Source organism: Serratia sp. PL7, from assembly GCF_945957435.1.
In genome coordinates this window covers 37,633-57,228 of sequence record NZ_CAMFLB010000037.1, presented here as the reverse complement: position 1 = coordinate 57,228, position 19,596 = coordinate 37,633, and the positions used below count along the sequence as shown (strand labels likewise).

The window sequence follows — 19,596 nt, the reverse complement described above, 5'->3', positions numbered from 1 at the left end:
GGAGCCAGAGGGTGGTTGTTCAGGTCACACGGGCGCGCGATTTGTCAGCGTGCGCCCAACAGGTTTAACTCCGACAGGAGCCAATCCGTGAAAGACTTATTAAAGTTTCTGAAAGCGCAAACTAAGACCGAAGAGTTTGATGCGATCAAGATTGCTCTGGCATCGCCAGACATGATCCGTTCATGGTCGTTCGGTGAAGTTAAAAAGCCGGAAACCATTAACTACCGTACGTTCAAACCTGAGCGTGACGGCCTTTTCTGCGCCCGTATCTTTGGGCCGGTAAAAGATTACGAGTGCCTGTGCGGTAAGTACAAGCGCTTGAAACACCGCGGCGTGATCTGTGAGAAGTGCGGCGTTGAAGTGACCCAGACCAAAGTACGCCGTGAGCGTATGGGCCACATCGAACTGGCTTCTCCGACTGCGCACATCTGGTTCCTGAAATCGCTGCCTTCGCGCATCGGTTTGCTGCTGGATATGCCGCTGCGTGACATCGAACGTGTACTGTACTTCGAATCCTACGTGGTAGTCGAAGGCGGTATGACCAACCTCGAGCGTCGTCAGATCCTGACTGAAGAGCAGTATCTGGATGCGCTGGAAGAGTTTGGTGACGAATTCGACGCCAAGATGGGTGCGGAAGCTATTCAGGCCCTGTTGAAAAACATGGATCTGGAAGCCGAGTGTGAGCAGCTGCGTGAAGAGCTGAACGAAACCAACTCCGAAACCAAGCGTAAGAAGCTGACCAAGCGTATCAAGCTGCTGGAAGCGTTCGTGCAATCTGGTAACAAGCCAGAGTGGATGATCCTGACCGTGCTGCCGGTACTGCCGCCAGATCTGCGTCCATTGGTTCCACTGGATGGTGGCCGTTTCGCGACTTCAGATCTTAACGATCTGTACCGCCGCGTGATCAACCGTAACAACCGTCTGAAACGCCTGCTGGATCTGGCTGCGCCGGACATCATCGTGCGCAACGAAAAGCGTATGCTGCAAGAAGCGGTAGATGCCCTGCTGGATAACGGCCGTCGCGGCCGTGCGATCACCGGTTCCAACAAGCGTCCTCTGAAATCTTTGGCCGATATGATCAAAGGTAAGCAGGGTCGTTTCCGTCAGAACCTGTTGGGTAAACGTGTTGACTACTCTGGTCGTTCTGTAATCACCGTAGGTCCATACCTGCGTCTGCATCAGTGCGGTCTGCCGAAGAAAATGGCACTGGAGCTGTTCAAACCGTTCATCTACGGCAAGCTGGAACTGCGTGGCCTGGCCACAACGATCAAAGCCGCCAAGAAAATGGTTGAGCGCGAAGAAGCTGTCGTTTGGGATATCCTGGACGAAGTGATCCGCGAACACCCGGTACTGCTGAACCGTGCACCAACCCTGCACCGTTTGGGTATCCAGGCGTTTGAACCGGTTCTGATCGAAGGTAAAGCGATCCAGCTGCACCCGCTGGTTTGTGCGGCATACAACGCCGACTTCGATGGTGACCAGATGGCTGTTCACGTACCGTTGACGCTGGAAGCCCAGCTGGAAGCGCGTGCGTTGATGATGTCTACCAACAACATCCTGTCACCAGCGAACGGCGAGCCAATCATCGTTCCTTCTCAGGACGTTGTATTGGGTCTGTACTATATGACTCGTGACTGTGTTAACGCCAAAGGCGAAGGCATGGTTCTGACGGGTCCTAAAGAAGCTGAACGCGTTTACCGCGCCGGTCTGGCCTCTCTGCATGCACGCGTAAAAGTGCGTATTACAGAAGAGATCAAGAATACCGAAGGTGAATCTATTCACCAGACTTCGATTATCGATACCACCATCGGTCGCGCCATCCTGTGGATGATCGTACCGCAAGGTCTGCCTTACTCGATCGTTAACCAGCCTTTGGGCAAGAAAGCGATCTCCAAGATGCTGAACACCTGTTACCGCATCCTGGGCCTGAAGCCGACCGTAATCTTCGCTGACCAGATCATGTACACCGGTTTTGCTTACGCTGCCCGTTCAGGCGCGTCTGTAGGTATCGATGACATGGTTATCCCAGCCAAGAAAGCAGAGATCATCGAAGAAGCGGAAACCGAAGTTGCCGAGATCCAGGAGCAGTTCCAGTCTGGTCTGGTTACCGCGGGCGAACGCTACAACAAAGTGATCGATATCTGGGCTGCGGCGAACGAACGTGTTGCTAAAGCGATGATGGAAAACCTGTCGGTTGAAGACGTGGTTAACCGTGACGGCGTGGTGGAACAACAAGTTTCCTTCAACAGCATCTTTATGATGGCCGACTCCGGTGCTCGTGGTTCTGCCGCTCAGATCCGTCAGTTGGCGGGGATGCGTGGCCTGATGGCCAAGCCAGATGGCTCCATCATCGAAACGCCAATCACTGCGAACTTCCGTGAAGGTCTGAACGTACTCCAGTACTTCATCTCCACGCACGGTGCTCGTAAAGGCTTGGCGGATACCGCACTGAAAACGGCAAACTCCGGTTATCTGACCCGTCGTCTGGTTGACGTGGCGCAGGACCTGGTAGTGACCGAAGACGACTGTGGTACTCACAACGGCATCATGATGACTCCGGTTATCGAAGGTGGTGACGTTAAAGAGCCACTGCGTGAACGCGTTCTGGGTCGTGTGACCGCTGAAGATGTCATCAAGCCGGGTACGGCTGACATCCTGGTGCCACGCAACACCCTGCTGAACGAGAAGACCTGTGACCTGTTGGAAGAGAACTCTGTCGACAGCGTGAAAGTCCGTTCCGTAGTTAGCTGTGAAACCGACTTTGGTGTGTGCGCCAACTGCTATGGTCGCGACCTGGCACGTGGTCACATCATCAACAAAGGTGAAGCCATCGGCGTTATCGCGGCCCAGTCCATCGGTGAGCCGGGTACACAGCTGACGATGCGTACGTTCCACATCGGTGGTGCGGCATCTCGTGCGGCAGCAGAATCCAGCATCCAGGTGAAGAACAAAGGTAACCTGAAGCTGAGCAACGTGAAGTTCGTTATGAACGCCTCAGGCAAGCTGGTAATTACCTCGCGTAATACCGAACTGAAGCTGATCGACGAATTCGGCCGTACCAAAGAAAGCTACAAAGTGCCTTACGGTGCTGTAATGGGCAAAGGTGATGGTGCAGAAGTTAACGGCGGCGAAACCGTTGCTAACTGGGATCCACACACCATGCCGGTTGTGACCGAGGTGAGCGGTTTCATTCGCTTCGCCGATATGGTTGACGGCCAGACCATTACCCGCCAGACCGACGAACTGACCGGTTTGTCCTCTCTGGTGGTACTGGACAGCGCAGAACGTACCGGTAGCGGTAAAGACCTGCGTCCGGCACTGAAAATCGTTGATGCCAAAGGCGACGACGTATTGATCCCAGGTACTGATATGCCTGCTCAATACTTCCTGCCGGGTAAAGCGATTGTGCAGCTGGAAGACGGCATTCAGATCGGTGCGGGTGATACCCTGGCGCGTATTCCTCAGGAATCCGGCGGTACCAAGGATATTACCGGTGGTCTGCCACGCGTTGCGGATCTGTTCGAAGCACGTCGTCCGAAAGAGCCGGCAATCCTGGCTGAAATCAGCGGGATTATCTCGTTCGGTAAAGAGACCAAAGGCAAACGTCGCCTGGTAATCTCTCCACTGGACGGCAGCGACGCTTACGAAGAGATGATCCCTAAATGGCGTCAGCTCAACGTGTTCGAAGGTGAAATTGTGGAACGTGGTGACGTTGTTTCTGACGGCCCAGAATCTCCACATGACATTCTGCGTCTGCGTGGTGTGCATGCGGTTACTCGCTACATCACCAACGAAGTGCAGGAAGTTTACCGTCTGCAAGGCGTTAAGATTAACGATAAACACATCGAAGTTATCGTTCGTCAGATGCTGCGTAAAGGGACCATCGTTAGCGCTGGTAGCACCGAGTTCCTGGAAGGCGAACAGGCTGAAGTATCACGCGTTAAGATTGCTAACCGTAAACTTGCTGCTGAAGGCAAGATCGAAGCAACCTTCTCACGCGATCTGCTGGGTATCACCAAGGCTTCCTTGGCGACCGAGTCCTTCATCTCTGCTGCATCGTTCCAGGAAACGACGCGCGTTCTCACCGAAGCGGCTGTTGCCGGTAAGCGTGATGAACTGCGCGGCCTGAAAGAGAACGTGATCGTGGGCCGTCTGATCCCAGCCGGTACCGGTTACGCTTATCACCAGGATCGTATGCGCCGTAAGGCTCTGGGTGAAACTCCGGTTGTTCCGCTGGTTAGCGCGGAAGAAGCGACAGCCAACCTGGCCGAATTGCTCAACGCTGGCAACCTGGGTGGCAGTGACGAATAAGTCACCTGATCCCTGACTGTACGTTTTGCAGTGAATGACTAAAGCCCTGGCTATCCTAGCCGGGGCTTTTTGTTGTACAGTGCTGTAAAGTTAAAATAACGGAACAGGCATGGACACCTCAACTTCAGTCAGTGGCAGCAGCGCTGCCAACAGCGAAATAACCTCACCAACCCAGTACTCTCAAAGCCGGGCGCGGCGTGCCGCCTGGGGCAGCTTTGTTGGCGCCGTAGTCGATTGGTACGACTTCCTGCTGTACGGAATAGTTGCCGCTTTAGTTTTTAACACCGAATTCTTCCCGCAGGTCAGCCCAACGATGGGCACGCTGGCCGCCTTTGGCACCTTTGGCGTCGGTTTCCTGTTCCGCCCGCTAGGTGGCATGGTGTTCGGGCACTTTGGCGATAAGCTTGGCCGTAAGCGCATGCTGATGATCACCGTCTGGCTGATGGGGATCTCTACGGCGTTGATCGGCTTGCTGCCCTCGTTCGATTCAGTTGGCTGGTGGGCCCCGGTCATGCTGGTGCTGCTACGAGCGGTGCAAGGATTTGCCGTGGGGGGCGAATGGGGCGGCGCTGCCTTGCTGGCGGTAGAAAGCGCGCCGAAGAAGAGAAAAGCCTTTTACAGCAGCGGCGTACAAATTGGCTTTGGCGTCGGGCTGCTGTTGGCTACCGGCTCGGTTTCCCTGGTCAGCCTGATAGGGAGTGAGATAAATGGAGTAGGTGGAGCGAGATAAATCGAAAAATACGGGCAAATAGTGAGAAATAACGTAATGGAGATTGTAATTGTATTTCACATACTGAAAGAGAACCAAGGGCGGAAAAATTTCATTCCGCCCTCAATTTTAGTCATCATCAGGGAACAGCTCAAGGCCTGGCTGTGAACGTTTCAGAATCCGTTTTTCCACACGCTTGATCACCTTACGCAGTCCACCTTCCGTCATGCCGTATGTGATGACCAACTGCTGCCAGGGCATCCTCTTGCGCCAGTCTTCGTAAATCTGAAGATCTCGCGCCGACAACTTGAAGAAATAGTCCTGCGGGAATGTAATCAATTGACCGGCGAAATGTTCACAAATGAAATTAGCTACATTAGTGCCTAACTGATCGGCAGAGTCAGTAGGCAGGCCGTGTTCCTGAGCGACCAGTGTTACATACTCTGCCAGTTCTGTAAGTAACCAATGCCGTTTTTCTTCCATCTCGCTCTTCATACTGACCTCGCCTACTTACGGCTCAACCACTGCTTAAGCTTCTCAATGGCTTGGTGAGCCTGATCTGGCTCTTGTTTCAACCAGATCAACCGAGCTACACCAGTTTCGCCCAGTAACCAGGCATCAAGGGCTTTCTGTGATTTATCTCGCACCAGGCCAGCTTTGGCCAGATCCTGCCACAACACCCAAATCTTGCGGCCCATAGGGAAATCAGCCATAGGCACTTCGCGAGATTTGCCTGAAAACTTGAACCCACGACCACGCAGGTGGGCGAGAACGTTGGCCAGTTGCCTATCATCCATCTTGCTGCATGAGTCTTTACCGGTCAGGTTCTGCAGCATCACGCGGTAGGCATCGTCGGATACTTCCAGTTTGTTTCTGGCGATATGTATCAACTGGATGGTTTTGGCCCGGTTCATGAGTCCTCCCCGTCATCAGGTGCAGTATAGGGTTCTGGTAAGTGTGACCAGGCAATCACATCATCGTCATTGTCATACCAGCCGCTAATAGATGAACAGGTATCAACATCGACATACCCATCAACAGTGGTAACGAGCAATCGAGTGTGCATAGGCGGTTCAAGGTCATTAATGTTCCATTTGATGGCTGTAGCGTCTGACCAAGCCACCGAACATAGGCGACCGCCTAAAATATCCATGCCAGCACTAACAGTTGGAGTTTGACCATCGGGAAAGTCGACAACAAAAGTGACCTTACTCATGAGCCCCCCCTTGTGGATACTTCCAACCACGGTTGCAAAACTTGGCTCGGGCCTCGCACCACAGCTCATTAACTTCGTGCCGTGCCGCAGCTGCTGCTTTGAGCCAAAGGGGCGCTGCATCATCAAAGCAGTTGTGCTGTTCAAAGCTACGGGCTTGGGACGCGAATAAGTAGTAATCGCCAGATGGAACTCGTAGTTCATTGCTCTTGCCATCACGGATGATTTTCGGCGCAACACGCTTCAAGGTTCCTGGCTGGCCATAGCAGCGTTCTTTACCTTTCCAGCCGCGCTGTAGCGTTCCTTTATTAAGATCTCTGGTAAGCAATGCACTAATGAGATGTGCTGTAATGCCTGTGTACGCCCCCAGTTCCTTGCTGGTGCTTGGCCCCAGAATGGTTAATGCCTGGCGCAGTGATTCTGTTTTATTCAAATTATCCACTATGACCTCCCGATCCGTGCATGTTCCTGCTGAGAACCATTCACTGCATGGTGCAATTTCGCTTCTTGGCCAGCCTGGTACCCGGCAGATTTGGCAATATCATCCCCTCTGCATTTTTTGGCAGTTCTGGGATCAAGGGTTTTATGCCCAAACTCACTCTTTAGCCGGTTGTAATAGGCAGTCATCAACGTTGTCTCTGGTTCGCTGACAATGAAACTTTCAATAACCTGCTGCGCACCCAGCACCCAACCTTCGCAGAACTGGTCAGCGCGGTTGATCTTGGTGCTGCGTTTAATACTTTTACGCTGCGAGGCACTGAATTCATTCCTGGCTTTAATTAACTGCCGGGAAAGCACATCAAAGCCGTATGCGGCAATTTGTGGACGTTCATTTGGGCCATAGAAAACAACCACTCGACGAGAGACGTTATAGGAGTGATAACAACGCACACCGAACGCACTGCAAATCATATTGGCCAGGGAAGTGGCATAAGCAGGGATTTTGACCGCATTGGTAGGTGCTCCCTTGCTGCTGAACTCATCGATATCCATTAAATCGACATCGGTTTCAGTCAGGTTATGCGCCCGCATCAGGTTTTGGGCCTGGCTAATGGCATTAGCCGCTTCATTTTGATTGGTACTGCGCCTGGCTAAATTCAGCAGTTTTTTAATTTTGGTAAGATACTTTTCGTTATTCATATATCACCTTAAAAAGTATATAAGAAGACAAAGCGATTAGAACCAAGTTGGAGTAAAAAAATATGGCTACGCCGACTGATACATTCCTGTTAAAGATTTTCATGGCAAATTCCCAATGCTATTGACTGGAAATTGGCGTAAGCCAGCCAAAACTGATTTACGCCATGTTTATTTACGTTTGCGGTTAGAGGGCTTCCAGGTCACCAGTAGGTACAAATGTGTTGTAGAGTTGCCCGCAATGCGGGCATTTTAGAACCAGGTCAACACACCAAACGCCATCATGTCCTTGCATGATATTTGCCTGTTCCAAGTCAAGCTCGTTGACTTCTTTCTTACAGCTTTTGCAAGATAGGCTCATTCGCTGCTCTCCTGCTCAAATGGAATGATGGCAAAATCTTCCAGGTCGCGATTAATCGTGATGCCTGGAATGTTTTTTACCGCGTCTGGTTCATTTAAAATTGCTTCCTTATTAATTTCATCCTTAGAGCGAATAAACCGAATAAGTTTTAATTTCTTCAGCGCCTCCATGACGGACTCAACACCTTTAATGGTGCAGCTCGGTGGCCGATTGCGCCAAACGATCTCACCTGTTGTCAGGTTTACGGTCTTGGTTTTGCCGTCCTGGGTCAGTTCCTTGCGGTTCGCCTCACACCAAGTCTGGAGACCCGTTTGGAAGCTGGCGATTTCAGCCTTTAGCCTTTCCATCTCAGGGGAATGATATTGAGTGACCGCCGCGATCTGATCATTCATTTCCGTTTCGGTGCGGGTTAATTGACGCTGTAAGTCACCAAGGGTTTTAATACCCTCGATTACCTCAGTTTTCGATTGAGCGACGTACAGAGCCGCCGCAGCTTTAAGCCGCTTTTTACCTTTAGCCATTTTGCTTACCTTCTAATAAAGAGTTACTTGGTTTGTGGTACTAACTCGAACGTGATGTCTTCTGGGTCGTTTTCATAGCAGCAATCTTGAACACCAAGACCATATTTACAGGCTATTTCACCGATGAGGCTATCCAGATCGACACCTTCTGCACAGATGCGCTGATATTTTTCAAAGTCGGCCTTATCCATCTCGACGGTTTTATCTAAATGGATATGTTGATTAGCGCTGATGCTTACTTTCACTTTTTCAGTCATCACCGCTCCTCCCAAACAATCCGACAATTGCCCATTTGGCACTGATACTTTTTAAAGGGGCCATTATCATCAGAGCCATGGCAATAACGGACAGCTTTGCCATCTTTAACCAATTGCTCAGTATTGCTATCAGCCTGGACAACCAACGTTGGGCGACTGTGCTGAACAATATCAATCCTGATTACTGTAAACCCGATGGCGGTGATTGCCGTTAGAGCATGACTTGCACTACCTAACGCCATCTGAATTGACATGCTATTAATATTGACTGTGAGGTTTTGACTCATATTCATAGCGAAATGCCCCCATTAATCCGTAAATAAAAGGCCGTGTGTATAGTCATAGGTATTAATAACAATGCTGTCATCCGACTCACGAGAGCTAATACCCAAGGTCTCTGATTTGCCGTAACATTCAGCACTGAGGTTGAGATTGCAATACCCAGCAGAGACGACTGTTGCATCCTCTATTCCTGGGTACGCAACCAGCATCCGCATCGCATTGACGACATCCGCATGTACCAGGTTATCAGGGAAAATAATCGGTATTTCCCTGGCCATCGGCTTATTTACGCGCAGCATGATGTATTTCATCTACAGCCCCTTAATAACGTCAGCATTGACCACCGGCACACCGAGTTTTTCCGACAAGTTCATTGCTGCGATGGTGAGATTACTGATGGCCAGCGGATACAGCAGGCTGATCACCCCTCTTTTGCCGCCCAGATCGTGACTCAATCTGGCCTTGATGGCATCGATAGCGCTGGCGTCGAGCACGTCGGCAAGTGGCTTGCCCAGGCGCTCAAACTTGAACTTCAAAAACGCCTCCAGATGCATACCAAGCGGCGGTAAGTTGACGACCTCGCACCGTTGGACGACCTCGCGCACTTCCATGCTACGTTCAGACAGCTTGTCAGCCAGTTCTGGCTGGCCAATCAACACGATACTGAGCAGTTTCTTGAAGCCGTTCTCCAGTTCGTAGAAGCGTTTCAGGTGCTTCAGCGTGGGCAGCGGCAGGGAGTGGGCCTCTTCGATGATCAGAACGTGGCTATACCCGGCGTTGCTGCTGTCTTTGAGTACCCGGTGTAGCTGGCGGTACCGTGCCTCCTGGCTTTGTTTGATGCCTTCCAGCGGGGCCAGGGTATTAATGATGGCTTCGGCAATGGATGCCGCTTTCAGGGTTTTCCCTTTCTTGTCATTGTCCTCCATGGCAATGATGTGCGGTTCAATCACCACTACTGGCGCTCGTTCGCTGTTGATACGGTCAATCAGGTCGCGGCGCAGGGTGGATTTGCCCGAACCTGACTCGCCAATTATCGCCACAAACCCGCCATGCTTGGCGGTCTGCAACAAGGCTTCACGCACATACCGAATGTCTGGTGTGGTAAACACATCATCGGCACTCTGCAGGGCATCATCGGCGAACGGGTCGCGGAATAAACCGAAATGCTTTTTGGTCGCTGGTAGTAACACCTGTTTTGCGAGTAACATATTGTCGTCTCCTTCTTCATTTGCCTGTTGCGAGACATCGGTGCGGGTGGTCTCCGCTGCCCGCACCACTTCAAAAGCGGCCACTGCATCTATGCCGCGTCCTGTTAAATAATCACTGATAGACTGGCGGATTTCCGCCGTGCGACGCTTAGGCCAGACGGCATGATTAACCAGTTGAGATATGGTTGGTTGAGACACCCGTGCTACCGCCGCGATGGCGCTCTGCTCGATACCGTGGGCCTGCATTAAACTCTTGAGTACCAGCATGATCCCCCCTTATTGACCGTTGACGACGCGAAAACCACCACGCTGTTGCTTTGCTTGAAGGTCGCTGGCCAGTATGTCCAGCTCCTCAGCAGGAACACCGTCAGGGAACCGTTCAACGATCTGACTGTAATAATGTTTGTGCCACTCCAGCCCCTGGGCAGTAAACCGCTCACGCAGCTGCTTGGCGGCTTCAACATGCGTCAGTGGGCGTTCTTCCATGCGTGGAGCACGTACCTGAGATTCCTGGCCACGTTTCGGCAGGTACTCAGGGTGTTCGACCTGTTCCATTTCCATATATGGGTTGAACCGGCCACCGAATGGCAGCGCTTTAGCCTTGCGGGCAGCGTCGGTTTCTTCCTGGCTGTTGGTGCCATAAACAAGCTGCTCAACCTCTGCACGGTTGCGCTGGGCATCGGTGTCAGGTATCTGGCCGTACTGCTGGCCAATAACGGATGCGGTAACGGAGTAGCCCCAATCGTCTTTGGCAATGGCATAAATGGGGTAATAGGTCGTAAAACCATCCTCGCCAGTCATGACCACGCGGGCCTCATCGTCATGCCAAGGGTTGCGGCTCACCTTAAGCAGGTCGCCAACACAGGCACCTGGGATATCTTTGACACAGAATGATTTGCCCCGGAAATTGACACGTAACTGAGCAGAAACCTTGCATTCTTTCGGGGCGCTGATGGCCAGTTCACGGCAAACCTCAACAGGGGGCGCTTTCACCAATTGCTCGGCGGTGATCTTTAACCAGGCATCAGTGCGGGGCATGCCATAGCGGCCATGAACCTTGGTGCGGTTGTAGTTCATGCGCCACAAACGGGCGAAGCTGTTGAGCTGATCAATGTTATCGACCCGAACGAACCGCAGTCCTGCTTCGAAGTCGCACTCGATAATGTCACGGGCTTTCTCTACTGCACCGGTGGCGCGGGCATTGCGGGCCTTGTGCTGAAGGCACTGAATACCCAGCGACTGGCACATATTGAGCAGACTGGCAGAGACCAGCGCCGAGCCGGGGTCGGTATACAGGATGGCCGGTACACCGTGCAGAACATCGGCACCGCCACGCTCTTGCATGGCGTTGATCATCACCGTTAAAAAGTTCTCGGCGCTTTCACCACCAAAGTGGTATTCGACGTAGATCCAGTGGGTGGTATGGTCAATCAACTCAAACGACCACACACGGTCATTGACGATGCGCTCCAGGTTTTTCGGCTTGTTCTTGTAGAATTCATCACGGCCCATAACGCGCAAGCCGGAGTCGCCCTTGGTTTTTTTGTCCGGGTTCTTCAGGTAATACAGCACACACAGCGAGGCATCGACCTGCCAAACATGGTTAGGGTGCAGGCTGGCCAACTCCAGTGCTGGTGCCGGGTTCTGTAACTGATCGTAATGCAGGCGGTACCCTATCAAGGCTTTGCTGATAGCGTCGATTGACAGCGGTAAAAACTCACCAGTCTCTTCATCGATCCGGCCAGCGGTGATCATGCCGTTGGTACGCAGGTGGTTGACCACGTTCTCCAGGCTATACAGTCGCTTGTCGTTGTTGCGGCGAGATTCCAGCCATATGCCGGATATCACCAGCGCATCGTCGCGGTTCAGTGCCGTCTTGCCTGCATCAGAACGCTTTTTGCGTGAGGTTGCAGGCTGTACAGACTTCAGCTTTTTCAGCAGCGTTGAACGGGACATCTGCAACTCCTTACAGGCAGACTGATAGATAGCTTCTTTGCCCCCATGGCCTGCCGCGCTGACAGCATCTGCAATGGCGACTAAACGTTGGATAAGGGCTGGACTCATGGTTAATGTCCGTTTATCTGGTTGGTGTGCGCGAAGGCTTCCTGCAGCTTTTCGCAAACGCGGTCAGACAACCCCAGCAGGAATTCAACCTCAGACCAGTTCTCATGCTCGGTATAGAAAGTGAGCATGGTGCTCCAGTTCTTGGCCTCTTTTACCGCCGCCAGAAATTGATCACGCTGCGCCTGTTCTGCCGGGGTGCGCTTTGGTGTGATGACAACCGCAGCCAAACTCACCGCTTCATCCTGTGACAGGAGGCGCTTACCGTTGGAACGAGTTGATTCCTGTAGTAACTGGTCAACTTTATTGTTTGAATTCATGACGCTTGCCCCTTCTGGATTTGATTGATTTTCTGCAGCAGCAGGCTTTCCAGAGCTGCCGCAAAAGGCTGGGCATCTCCAGCCAGGATAGTGATCTCACCGTGATAGGTGCAGATGGTGAAACCTTGTTGCATATCGGGTACATGCCATAGCAGGGCTGCGCTGAGCGACTCCACGCTATCAACGATGGGGGAGCTGGTGCTAGGCATTGTCAGCCTCCTCACTCTCTAGGCCGTTCTTCACCCAGTCAGGGCGTGGATCAAACGGCTTGTGCTCAGGCAGGTTGAACTGCTGGCGCAGTGCTGTGATCTGATTTTCGATGTCATCCAACATGCCGGTCATAAAACCGGCGTGGGCGATGCCGGAGCTTTCGGTATGGTCTACAAGGGCGGTAAAGCCGTTTTCCAGATTGGTGAGGTCAGCCAACACGGCATGCTGCAGGATATTGACCTCCTGGGTCAGTTCAGCGCCAACTGTCTCAGGGGTTTCACGCTTGACGCGGCGGAGGAGCTTTTCTTCTAGATCGGATTTTTCATCCTGAACCTTGTTCAATTTCTCTTTGCTTTCGGCCAGGGTTTGACGGCTGATCTCTAGGTCAGTAGCCAGGTTTTCCTTCTCTCTGGTGTGCTTGGCGATCATCTCTTCGGCCAGCTCCAGCAAGGCATTCTTGTCACCTTCTTTGGCCACTTCGATTAGGGCGTTTTTCTGGTCTTCCGGCAACCGGCGGTACTGGCGCAACTCGCGGTAGCCGATACCCATACGGGACATAGAATCGAGAGCTTCTTCACCAAAGGTGCGAAGGTTGGTGATATCTCGATCAACTTGGTCAACAGAACGCCCCAGAATGCTGCAGAACTCTTCCCATGTTCCTGAGAGAAACTCCGCACCGTGCGGATTTTTAGAACCTTTAAGTTGGCGGTAGAGCTTGTTTTCCTTAACAAAAGCTAATTTTGAAGTCCGCACCGTGCGGAAAAAATCCTCAGAAGCGCCAGCCATCTGGGCCTGGCCCAACAATTGGTTCAGCAGATCCCGCTCGTCATTAAATTCACTTTGAACCGTCGCCATGATGTTCTGAGTGTCTGTCAGGTCTGGATTAAGAGGAGTGTCCGGCAATAATTCAGCAGTTGGAGTTGGTTTACGTGCCATGAGTCTTGTCCTTTAGCGAGAGCCAGCGGTAATGCGCTGTGTGATTTCATCCATCCGCGATTGCATGCGGGCGATATGTTCGGCATGAGCCGTGGCGATCTGCAGCATCTGTACGCTATGTGCGTATCGACCATTATCAAGTTGTATGGCTAGCCCCTCAGCTACCAATGTGGCCAAGTCGCGACTGATATTGGCTGGAGAGACGTTCAGCGCTTTGGCGAGTTCACCGTTAGATAGGCCGGTCATGGTGTGACCCTTCAGCGCTATTAGCACTTTCAAGGTTCTCGATGCTGATGATGAGGTGCCGGGTTTTTTAGTCATCGCTTACTCCACGTTACTGAGGATGCCTGGGGTAACTTCTCGCCCAATAAGCACTGATAGCTCGCGCAAAATTTTGTATGTCAATCTGCCGCGAGGCAGCTCGCTTCTTCCTGCCCAGCGTGTTACCGCCTGGGTTACCGTACGTGGTTCGTAACCTGCGCTCAGTGCGAACTGACGGAAATTGCTTCCCCGCTCAATCAGACGGGCCTGGATCTGTCTTTTGTTCATAATCTAGTTGTTCCCATCGGGTTATCATGTAAACATTATGCATAAGCGTACTTATTCGGAACAAATAAAGCAAGTGGGATTTATTCGAAATGAATAACAAAAGTGTAGATGCCGTACTTTCGCGCTTGGCGGGGCTCCTGAATACAGAAAATGATAGTGACCTGGCGAGAATGTTAGGAATCAACAGGCAGACTTTAGCCAGTTGGCGTAAGCGAGACTCTGTGCCTTATTCTTTTTGCATAAATTTTGCCGAGGAAAGGGGGCTATCAATCGATTGGTTGCTGACTGGACGTGGGCAGACGATCGTTGAGCCATCCTCAACAACCCCATCAACTGAAAGTAACTACAGCCAAAGCGATTTAGCCTTGCTAGAAATGATTAATCAGCTTGACCCAGAGGCAAGAAGAGACCTGTTACGAAGCGCTGAGGAAAAACGGCAATTTATTGAAATGAAAAAGAAGGTTGAGGCGTTATCCATAGAGCTCGAGCGGAATAAAAATGCGGGCTAATTTGTTCTCATTAGGAACAATTTTCATTGTAAAATAACTTATAATATAAGGATGGCTATGAACGGGTTATTAAGATTACTCACCGCAACTTTGGTGATACTCGGCCTAACTGCTTGCGATACCGTCGATGAAAAAATGATAAGAGATGCCCAAAAGCTAATTGCTGAGCAACTGAAAGATCCAGGCACAGCGAAATTTTCTGGCGTCTATATTGTTCGTGAAGAGCAAGGCACTACAGACTCAGATGACGCGCTGAAAAATGTTGCGGTATGCGGCTATGTAAATGGAAAAAATGCATTTGGTGCATATGCTGGCGCTACGCGTTTTGTTGTGCTTTTTGCGGAAATTGAAAAATCAAAAAGTTACAGCGTTATCATTGCAAAGATGGAGGGAACCAGTCAGCCATCAAAGGATGCCACTGTCGAATCGAACAAAACCTCAAAGCCAGAGTCCGTATTTGATAAGATCTATTGGAACAAACGTTGTGTTGATGAGGTTCACCCTCCTGTTTTTTCTGGTGTTAACTGGTAGATTGAACTAGATGGCTCATTTGCGGTGGCGTCAAGACTATCTCTATTGAGCATAAAAACGATACCATGTGATGTTTGTGTTTCGACAATATGAAAGGGGTAAGGATGAAGAGTTTTTTATTTATTGTTTTTTCTCTGATTGTTTTATCAGGCTGTTCTACTAAAAATTATGGTCGGCAGGGTGAAATTACTCAGTACGAACAAGATACAATGACGTGCAGAGAAATTGAGCTGGAAGAAGCAAAGGTGCATGGATTCCTAGCACATGTTGATAAAGAAAGTCAGTTTGATGGGCGTTCAGTCCTTTCGTTTCTGGGTGACTTTGGTATTGGCAACGTTATGGAAAAAGACAATGCCATTAAAAGTGCTAACACCAGGCTGGCACAATTGCAGGTCCTTCGGACTAAACGTAATTGTACGTCAACACCTACTGCGGCAACCGCCTCACCATTAAAACCTGAGTAAAATCTCAAGTATTGGCCACCTACCTGTGGCCAATGTCGGTCTTCCTTACCAATTTCTGATCACAAGCTCTCGCTGCCTGCCGGAATCTCTTCCGGCTCCCCGCAGTGTGTAGTGAACATCTACGGTATCCATCGATAGCCCGGCAAAAACGTGACGCATCTCGGGGATATCGTTCACCGAGATCAGCATTTTTCCCTCTATCGATCTTGCTAGTTCGGCCATACGTGAGTAGTTCTCAAACCCAAACTCTACCCCGTAGCCCTCAGTTTGCCAGTACGGTGGGTCGCAGTAGATTAGCGTGTGAGGCCGGTCATATTTCTCAATACACTTTGCCCAGTCCATATGCTCAATGAACGTCCTGGCCAGGCGCATATGTGCCTGTGATAAGTCCTCTTCGATACGCAGCAGGTTGAACCTTGGCGGTGATGTCATTGCCGTGCCAAAGGTCTGCCCCTCCAGCTTGCCGCCGAACGCCTGCTTCTGCAGATAGTAAAACCTCGCAGCCCGCTGAATGTCGGTCAATGTCGCCTCAGGGGTGATCTGCAACCATTCAAACAACTGCCTGCTGACCAGCGCCCATTTGAACTGCTGAATGAAGGCTTCAAGGTGGTGCTGGATAACCCGATACAGGTTCACCAGCTCGCCATTGATGTCGTTGATCACCTCAACCTTGCTCGGGGTTTTGAGGAAATACAGTGCCGCTGCGCCGCAGAACGGCTCAACGTAGCAGGTGTGTTCAGGGAATTGCGGGAGGAGGTTTTTAGCCAAACGGCGTTTACCACCTATCCAAGGTATGATCGGTGTCGCTTTCATAAACTGTAAGCCTTTTTCATATGATGAAAATGCAGTAGGCTGGATCTGTCTCGCGAGACGGACTGAGCCTTCGGTTGCTCACAGGTGCGTTCTGTGTGTGACGGCCTGCCCAGTGTTGACGCACTGGGCGGGTCGCTCTTTCTTGTTGCGGGGGTAAACTGCGTGATTTATGGCAAGGGGTATTCTATCCGTGGATAGAATGATGGAAGTGAATGCATTCTGCCAACAGGTAGAATTACCATGAGGATGTTGTGGTGGATAAAACAAGAGAAGCCCCTATTCAGGAAGCATTTGACCACCTTCAGAAGCGTATAAAACAGCTCGAAATTGAAGCAGTAAAGCAAAAAATGCTTAATGAGATTTATGAAGCAATGATTGGATGTTTGATTTTGATTAATCCTAAGCCCGAAAAACTTGATGAAGTTTGGCGAACTATTGGGAAAGATATTGGTATTGGGCTGGCGTCTCGCTATACGTCTGCGTTTGGTGAATCACCTGAATTTAAGGAGGCTGTCCACTCGGTGTTGGACTCAGACTTCACAGGTTGGAAAGCGCTTATAAATGAAGTCATTGAAATCCGAAAACCTGGTACCGAAGAGTCGGCACCAAGCTAGTAGTCATTCGATTAGTTTGCATTGGTACTGATGGTGTTGCTATGGCTGTCAGTATCAATATTCCTTTCCAAATTTTTACCTTCTAGTATTTCTTGCAGTCTTTTCCTGAAATCGGGCTTTTTCAGGAGATCACGTATCAAATCAAGTGCAACATGTCTTGGCATAGTCGAAAACATTTTAACGCTCCAGGATGAATAGTTGACGCTGGCGGGGAAACTGTCGCATGCTAATTAGCCATCCCCTTGTACGCCTCCCCCATACACAGCTCTTTTATCCGTGTATAAATCACAATCCCTAAACCACCCGGCACAATGAATTCCTCTGTTGACCTATTCATCTCAACCAAGGAAGTCACCATGTCGTTCTTGAATAAATACCGCAGTTTCCGCCGTCAGCGCTTGTTGAGCTGGCTCATTGCCGCCGTTCTGTTGCTGGTGCTGATCGCGTTTCTGTCACCGGCACAAATCGGTGTCACGGTTTACAAGCTGGCCCTGGTCTCGATTGCCGTTGTGCTGGGCTATCACCTTGATCGTGGCTTGTTCCCCTATGCTAGCCCAGGCAGCTACCTCTCTCAGGACTGGAAAACCACACCGCCATTCATGGGGACTAAGGATGTTGAATATCCGATTGTCGCGGGTTACCAACTGGTCTTTGCCGCCGTTCTGCTTCGCCGCGCCATCATCGTATTGGCGGTGGTCATTGGCGTAACAATGGGGCTCTAACTATGCATTGGCCGCAAATCACCTGGATTGTTCTGGCTTCCGTAGCCCTTGTCATGGCGTTCCTCGCACACAACCTGCCACAAACGGGCAAGCATAATTTCTGGTTGCAGGCGTTCTCCACCGTGGTCACCGCCTGGCTCCTGTGGTGCGGCGGTTTCTTCTCCCAGGCCAGTGCTGCGGGTATCCCGCTGGAGGCTCAACAACACCAGCGGGAGTTGACCCGTAATGCCCGCGCCATCTGGGGGCTGGATGCACCGGTTGCGCTGTTCGCTGCGCAAATCCATCAAGAATCCACATGGAAAGCGACAGCTCGCTCGCCGGTGGGTGCGCTGGGTCTGGCACAGTTCATGCCTGCGACCAGTGACTGGATTGCGGGCGTTTACCCCAAATCTTTAGGGGCTAACCAACCGTACAACCCGTCATGGGCCATGCGGGCATTAGTCAGTTACAACCTGTGGCACTGGGATCGCATCCTGGGTACCACCAGTGATTGTGACCGCTGGGCCTTTGTGCTGTCTGCCTACAACGGCGGTCTGGGCTGGGTGCAACGTGATCGCAAGCTGGCTACGACCAAGGGACTCGACCACTCCCGTTACTGGGGGAACGTCGAGACCGTCAATGCCGGGCGAACGGCAGCGAACTGGCGAGAGAACCGGGGTTATCCGCAGCGGATTATCCAACGCTGGCAACCTCTCTATGTCGATGCTGGATGGGGACTGGGGGTATGCCATGAAGGTTAAGTACATCGTACTGATCGCAGCGGTTCTGTTTGGGCTGCTTTTCATCACTGTCGAATTTTCGCGGGAATATGGCTACCAGGAAGGGCTGAGTGACGCCAAGCTGGAATGCCTGGAAAACCAGTTATCTGACAGCAAACAGGCACTCAATTCATTCACTAAGGCGGCAGATCTTGCAGCAGAACGGGTCAGACAGGCAGACCGCAGCCTATCTGAACGCATCGCAGAGCAGGAACAGCGCGATGAACAGACCACGAGGGATATCAAGAATGCACTCAAAAAAACGGCTGCTGACCGTGTTAAATGCGTGTTTGATGACGACAGCATGCAGCAACTCGCCGCCGCCCGTGACCGCGCCACCGCTGCTGTTACCGGCGGGATTAACGGTCACCTGTCCGGTACCGCCACTCCCTGATGACAATAGCGCGGATGCCGCGTTCGTCACGCTGAAACGGATGTACGACATCTACGCAACCTGTGCTGGCCGTCATGTCGAGCTGGTCGATTTTATAGGCAAAAGACATCATGAACCTGGAAGAATTGAGTTTTAGTTTTAGCGCCGTGCAGTGGTTGCTGACCGTGGCTATCGGTATCTATGCCTGGGTTATCAGCCGACAAGCGGCGACCAACAGCGAGGTTCTGGAGCTGCGCACCCGTGTTATTGCCCTGGAGGAGCGAGTCAAACAGATGCCAACCCAACAGCAGTTGGCCCAACTGATGGTCCAGCTCGGCGCAACAGAAGCCCAACTGAATAATATCGGCATCCAGTTAGGGGCAATGTCGCGACGTGTTGAGAGAATTGACGATTTTTTGATGAAGCAGCGAGGTGGCAAATGAAATACCAGGATTTTTTACGTGAAGACATGCGCCTGGTGACTTTGCGCATCCTGTCTGAGATGCCGGGCTATACCTCTAACAGCTCGGTGATTTTTGAAGGGCTGACGCGTTACGGCCACAACCCCAGCCGTGACCTGGTCAAATCAGAGTTGCTCTGGTTAGAAGAGCAAGGGCTGGTTTCTACCGAAGATATCGGTACCGTACTGGTCGTTCGTCTGACAGCACGAGGCGCTGATGTGGCCGCTGGCCGTGCCATCGTTCCTGGGGTGAAGCGTCCAGGCGCGGGAGGTTGAG

The 19,596-nt window shown here is 51.5% G+C and carries 26 protein-coding genes and 1 pseudogene; 11 read left to right on the top strand and 16 right to left on the bottom strand.

Annotated elements, in window-relative coordinates; translation table 11 throughout:
* Positions 1–87 precede the first annotated feature (87 nt).
* Both rpoC and N6G83_RS50475 read left to right on the top strand, forming a co-directional pair.
* Entirely contained in the window at positions 88–4,311 is a 4,224-nt protein-coding gene (gene rpoC / locus N6G83_RS50480; RefSeq protein WP_024531019.1) for a DNA-directed RNA polymerase subunit beta', read from the top strand.
* A 109-nt stretch (positions 4,312–4,420) separates the two neighbouring features.
* A pseudogene (locus N6G83_RS50475) lies at positions 4,421–5,014 on the top strand (MFS transporter); the annotation flags it as partial.
* Between the two features lie 135 nt (positions 5,015–5,149).
* Here N6G83_RS50475 and N6G83_RS50470 read toward each other — a convergent pair.
* From N6G83_RS50470 to N6G83_RS50400, 15 genes are all read right to left on the bottom strand, one after another.
* The gene (locus N6G83_RS50470; RefSeq protein ID WP_260524287.1) at positions 5,150–5,515 is read right to left on the bottom strand and encodes a Mor transcription activator family protein; all 366 of its coding nucleotides are present in this window, start codon (positions 5,513–5,515) and stop codon (positions 5,150–5,152) included.
* 11 nt (positions 5,516–5,526) lie between these two features.
* Positions 5,527–5,934, bottom strand: coding sequence for a gp16 family protein (locus N6G83_RS50465; RefSeq protein WP_260524286.1), 408 nt, complete (start codon positions 5,932–5,934; stop codon positions 5,527–5,529).
* On the bottom strand, positions 5,931–6,236 hold the full coding sequence (locus tag N6G83_RS50460) for a hypothetical protein (RefSeq protein WP_260524285.1): 306 nt from the start codon (positions 6,234–6,236) through the stop codon (positions 5,931–5,933). The genes N6G83_RS50465 and N6G83_RS50460 overlap by 4 nt, the downstream gene beginning before the upstream one ends.
* Positions 6,229–6,675 (bottom strand): ANR family transcriptional regulator, encoded by a 447-nt coding sequence (locus N6G83_RS50455; protein ID WP_260524284.1) that lies wholly within the window; start codon positions 6,673–6,675, stop codon positions 6,229–6,231. The genes N6G83_RS50460 and N6G83_RS50455 overlap by 8 nt, the downstream gene beginning before the upstream one ends.
* On the bottom strand, positions 6,675–7,373 hold the full coding sequence (locus N6G83_RS50450) for a DUF2786 domain-containing protein (protein ID WP_260524283.1): 699 nt from the start codon (positions 7,371–7,373) through the stop codon (positions 6,675–6,677). Before N6G83_RS50450 ends, N6G83_RS50455 begins: the two co-directional genes overlap by 1 nt.
* 354 nt (positions 7,374–7,727) lie before the next feature.
* Positions 7,728–8,252, bottom strand: a complete 525-nt coding sequence (locus tag N6G83_RS50445; protein ID WP_260524282.1) for a host-nuclease inhibitor Gam family protein — start codon at positions 8,250–8,252, stop codon at positions 7,728–7,730.
* 23 nt (positions 8,253–8,275) lie between these two features.
* Positions 8,276–8,509, bottom strand: coding sequence for a hypothetical protein (locus N6G83_RS50440; RefSeq protein ID WP_260524281.1), 234 nt, complete (start codon positions 8,507–8,509; stop codon positions 8,276–8,278).
* Positions 8,509–8,802 (bottom strand): hypothetical protein, encoded by a 294-nt coding sequence (locus N6G83_RS50435; RefSeq protein ID WP_260524280.1) that lies wholly within the window; start codon positions 8,800–8,802, stop codon positions 8,509–8,511. Before N6G83_RS50435 ends, N6G83_RS50440 begins: the two co-directional genes overlap by 1 nt.
* Before the next feature lie 15 nt (positions 8,803–8,817).
* On the bottom strand, positions 8,818–9,102 hold the full coding sequence (locus tag N6G83_RS50430; RefSeq protein WP_260524279.1) for a hypothetical protein: 285 nt from the start codon (positions 9,100–9,102) through the stop codon (positions 8,818–8,820).
* Complete coding sequence (locus tag N6G83_RS50425) at positions 9,103–10,266, bottom strand: ExeA family protein (protein WP_260524278.1); 1,164 nt, start codon at positions 10,264–10,266, stop codon at positions 9,103–9,105.
* 9 nt (positions 10,267–10,275) lie between these two features.
* Positions 10,276–12,063: an integrase catalytic domain-containing protein gene (locus tag N6G83_RS50420; protein ID WP_260524277.1), complete on the bottom strand. Its 1,788-nt coding sequence runs from the start codon at positions 12,061–12,063 to the stop codon at positions 10,276–10,278.
* A gap of 2 nt (positions 12,064–12,065) precedes the next feature.
* Complete coding sequence (locus N6G83_RS50415; protein WP_260524276.1) at positions 12,066–12,380, bottom strand: hypothetical protein; 315 nt, start codon at positions 12,378–12,380, stop codon at positions 12,066–12,068.
* Positions 12,377–12,589, bottom strand: a complete 213-nt coding sequence (locus N6G83_RS50410; protein ID WP_260524275.1) for a hypothetical protein — start codon at positions 12,587–12,589, stop codon at positions 12,377–12,379. The genes N6G83_RS50415 and N6G83_RS50410 overlap by 4 nt, the downstream gene beginning before the upstream one ends.
* The gene (locus N6G83_RS50405) at positions 12,582–13,526 is read right to left on the bottom strand and encodes a hypothetical protein (protein WP_260524274.1); all 945 of its coding nucleotides are present in this window, start codon (positions 13,524–13,526) and stop codon (positions 12,582–12,584) included. Before N6G83_RS50405 ends, N6G83_RS50410 begins: the two co-directional genes overlap by 8 nt.
* A 12-nt stretch (positions 13,527–13,538) precedes the next feature.
* Positions 13,539–13,847: an HTH domain-containing protein gene (locus N6G83_RS50400; protein WP_065683172.1), complete on the bottom strand. Its 309-nt coding sequence runs from the start codon at positions 13,845–13,847 to the stop codon at positions 13,539–13,541.
* A gap of 317 nt (positions 13,848–14,164) precedes the next feature.
* Here N6G83_RS50400 and N6G83_RS50395 point away from each other — a divergent pair, with 317 nt between their 5' ends.
* From N6G83_RS50395 to N6G83_RS50385, 3 genes are all read left to right on the top strand, one after another.
* On the top strand, positions 14,165–14,584 hold the full coding sequence (locus tag N6G83_RS50395) for a helix-turn-helix domain containing protein (protein WP_260524273.1): 420 nt from the start codon (positions 14,165–14,167) through the stop codon (positions 14,582–14,584).
* Between the two features lie 57 nt (positions 14,585–14,641).
* On the top strand, positions 14,642–15,115 hold the full coding sequence (locus tag N6G83_RS50390) for a hypothetical protein (RefSeq protein WP_260524272.1): 474 nt from the start codon (positions 14,642–14,644) through the stop codon (positions 15,113–15,115).
* Between the two features lie 104 nt (positions 15,116–15,219).
* Complete coding sequence (locus N6G83_RS50385) at positions 15,220–15,579, top strand: hypothetical protein (protein ID WP_260524271.1); 360 nt, start codon at positions 15,220–15,222, stop codon at positions 15,577–15,579.
* Between the two features lie 45 nt (positions 15,580–15,624).
* Here N6G83_RS50385 and N6G83_RS50380 read toward each other — a convergent pair whose 3' ends face one another.
* The gene (locus N6G83_RS50380; protein ID WP_260524270.1) at positions 15,625–16,392 is read right to left on the bottom strand and encodes a DNA adenine methylase; all 768 of its coding nucleotides are present in this window, start codon (positions 16,390–16,392) and stop codon (positions 15,625–15,627) included.
* Positions 16,393–16,646: 254 nt separating this feature from the next.
* On the opposite strand from N6G83_RS50380, the gene N6G83_RS50375 reads away from it, so the two are divergent.
* The 6 genes from N6G83_RS50375 to N6G83_RS50350 all read left to right on the top strand — a co-directional run bounded on the left by N6G83_RS50375 (position 16,647) and on the right by N6G83_RS50350 (position 19,595).
* Entirely contained in the window at positions 16,647–17,006 is a 360-nt protein-coding gene (locus tag N6G83_RS50375) for a hypothetical protein (RefSeq protein ID WP_260524269.1), read from the top strand.
* A 356-nt stretch (positions 17,007–17,362) separates the two neighbouring features.
* Positions 17,363–17,728 carry a putative holin gene (locus tag N6G83_RS50370; RefSeq protein ID WP_260524268.1) on the top strand — a complete coding sequence of 122 codons (366 nt, stop codon included), beginning with the start codon at positions 17,363–17,365 and terminating at the stop codon, positions 17,726–17,728.
* Between the two features lie 2 nt (positions 17,729–17,730).
* The gene (locus N6G83_RS50365; RefSeq protein ID WP_260524267.1) at positions 17,731–18,468 is read left to right on the top strand and encodes a transglycosylase SLT domain-containing protein; all 738 of its coding nucleotides are present in this window, start codon (positions 17,731–17,733) and stop codon (positions 18,466–18,468) included.
* Positions 18,458–18,880: a hypothetical protein gene (locus tag N6G83_RS50360; protein WP_260524266.1), complete on the top strand. Its 423-nt coding sequence runs from the start codon at positions 18,458–18,460 to the stop codon at positions 18,878–18,880. The genes N6G83_RS50365 and N6G83_RS50360 overlap by 11 nt, the downstream gene beginning before the upstream one ends.
* A 110-nt stretch (positions 18,881–18,990) precedes the next feature.
* Positions 18,991–19,302: a DUF2730 family protein gene (locus N6G83_RS50355; protein WP_025121745.1), complete on the top strand. Its 312-nt coding sequence runs from the start codon at positions 18,991–18,993 to the stop codon at positions 19,300–19,302.
* A complete protein-coding gene (locus N6G83_RS50350; RefSeq protein ID WP_025121744.1) occupies positions 19,299–19,595 on the top strand; it encodes a hypothetical protein in 297 nt (98 codons plus the stop codon). The genes N6G83_RS50355 and N6G83_RS50350 overlap by 4 nt, the downstream gene beginning before the upstream one ends.
* The last annotated feature ends 1 nt before the right edge of the window (position 19,596 follow it).

Excerpts from the sequence above, each read along its gene's own strand:
- N6G83_RS50420 (WP_260524277.1), bottom strand. The coding sequence starts at position 12,063 with ATGAGTCCAGCCCTTATCCAACGTTTAGTCGCCATTGCAGATGCTGTC.
- N6G83_RS50470 (WP_260524287.1), bottom strand. The coding sequence starts at position 5,515 with ATGAAGAGCGAGATGGAAGAAAAACGGCATTGGTTACTTACAGAACTG.
- N6G83_RS50465 (WP_260524286.1), bottom strand. The coding sequence starts at position 5,934 with ATGAACCGGGCCAAAACCATCCAGTTGATACATATCGCCAGAAACAAA.
- N6G83_RS50370 (WP_260524268.1), top strand. The coding sequence starts at position 17,363 with ATGTCGTTCTTGAATAAATACCGCAGTTTCCGCCGTCAGCGCTTGTTG.
- N6G83_RS50435 (WP_260524280.1), bottom strand. The coding sequence starts at position 8,802 with ATGAATATGAGTCAAAACCTCACAGTCAATATTAATAGCATGTCAATT.
- N6G83_RS50400 (WP_065683172.1), bottom strand. The coding sequence starts at position 13,847 with ATGACTAAAAAACCCGGCACCTCATCATCAGCATCGAGAACCTTGAAA.
- N6G83_RS50440 (WP_260524281.1), bottom strand. The coding sequence starts at position 8,509 with ATGACTGAAAAAGTGAAAGTAAGCATCAGCGCTAATCAACATATCCAT.
- N6G83_RS50390 (WP_260524272.1), top strand. The coding sequence starts at position 14,642 with ATGAACGGGTTATTAAGATTACTCACCGCAACTTTGGTGATACTCGGC.
- N6G83_RS50445 (WP_260524282.1), bottom strand. The coding sequence starts at position 8,252 with ATGGCTAAAGGTAAAAAGCGGCTTAAAGCTGCGGCGGCTCTGTACGTC.
- N6G83_RS50425 (WP_260524278.1), bottom strand. The coding sequence starts at position 10,266 with ATGCTGGTACTCAAGAGTTTAATGCAGGCCCACGGTATCGAGCAGAGC.
- N6G83_RS50410 (WP_260524275.1), bottom strand. The coding sequence starts at position 12,589 with ATGCCTAGCACCAGCTCCCCCATCGTTGATAGCGTGGAGTCGCTCAGC.
- N6G83_RS50405 (WP_260524274.1), bottom strand. The coding sequence starts at position 13,526 with ATGGCACGTAAACCAACTCCAACTGCTGAATTATTGCCGGACACTCCT.
- N6G83_RS50460 (WP_260524285.1), bottom strand. The coding sequence starts at position 6,236 with ATGAGTAAGGTCACTTTTGTTGTCGACTTTCCCGATGGTCAAACTCCA.
- N6G83_RS50365 (WP_260524267.1), top strand. The coding sequence starts at position 17,731 with ATGCATTGGCCGCAAATCACCTGGATTGTTCTGGCTTCCGTAGCCCTT.
- N6G83_RS50395 (WP_260524273.1), top strand. The coding sequence starts at position 14,165 with ATGAATAACAAAAGTGTAGATGCCGTACTTTCGCGCTTGGCGGGGCTC.
- N6G83_RS50385 (WP_260524271.1), top strand. The coding sequence starts at position 15,220 with ATGAAGAGTTTTTTATTTATTGTTTTTTCTCTGATTGTTTTATCAGGC.
- N6G83_RS50430 (WP_260524279.1), bottom strand. The coding sequence starts at position 9,102 with ATGAAATACATCATGCTGCGCGTAAATAAGCCGATGGCCAGGGAAATA.
- N6G83_RS50350 (WP_025121744.1), top strand. The coding sequence starts at position 19,299 with ATGAAATACCAGGATTTTTTACGTGAAGACATGCGCCTGGTGACTTTG.
- N6G83_RS50450 (WP_260524283.1), bottom strand. The coding sequence starts at position 7,373 with ATGAATAACGAAAAGTATCTTACCAAAATTAAAAAACTGCTGAATTTA.
- N6G83_RS50380 (WP_260524270.1), bottom strand. The coding sequence starts at position 16,392 with ATGAAAGCGACACCGATCATACCTTGGATAGGTGGTAAACGCCGTTTG.
- N6G83_RS50355 (WP_025121745.1), top strand. The coding sequence starts at position 18,991 with ATGAACCTGGAAGAATTGAGTTTTAGTTTTAGCGCCGTGCAGTGGTTG.
- N6G83_RS50360 (WP_260524266.1), top strand. The coding sequence starts at position 18,458 with ATGAAGGTTAAGTACATCGTACTGATCGCAGCGGTTCTGTTTGGGCTG.
- N6G83_RS50415 (WP_260524276.1), bottom strand. The coding sequence starts at position 12,380 with ATGAATTCAAACAATAAAGTTGACCAGTTACTACAGGAATCAACTCGT.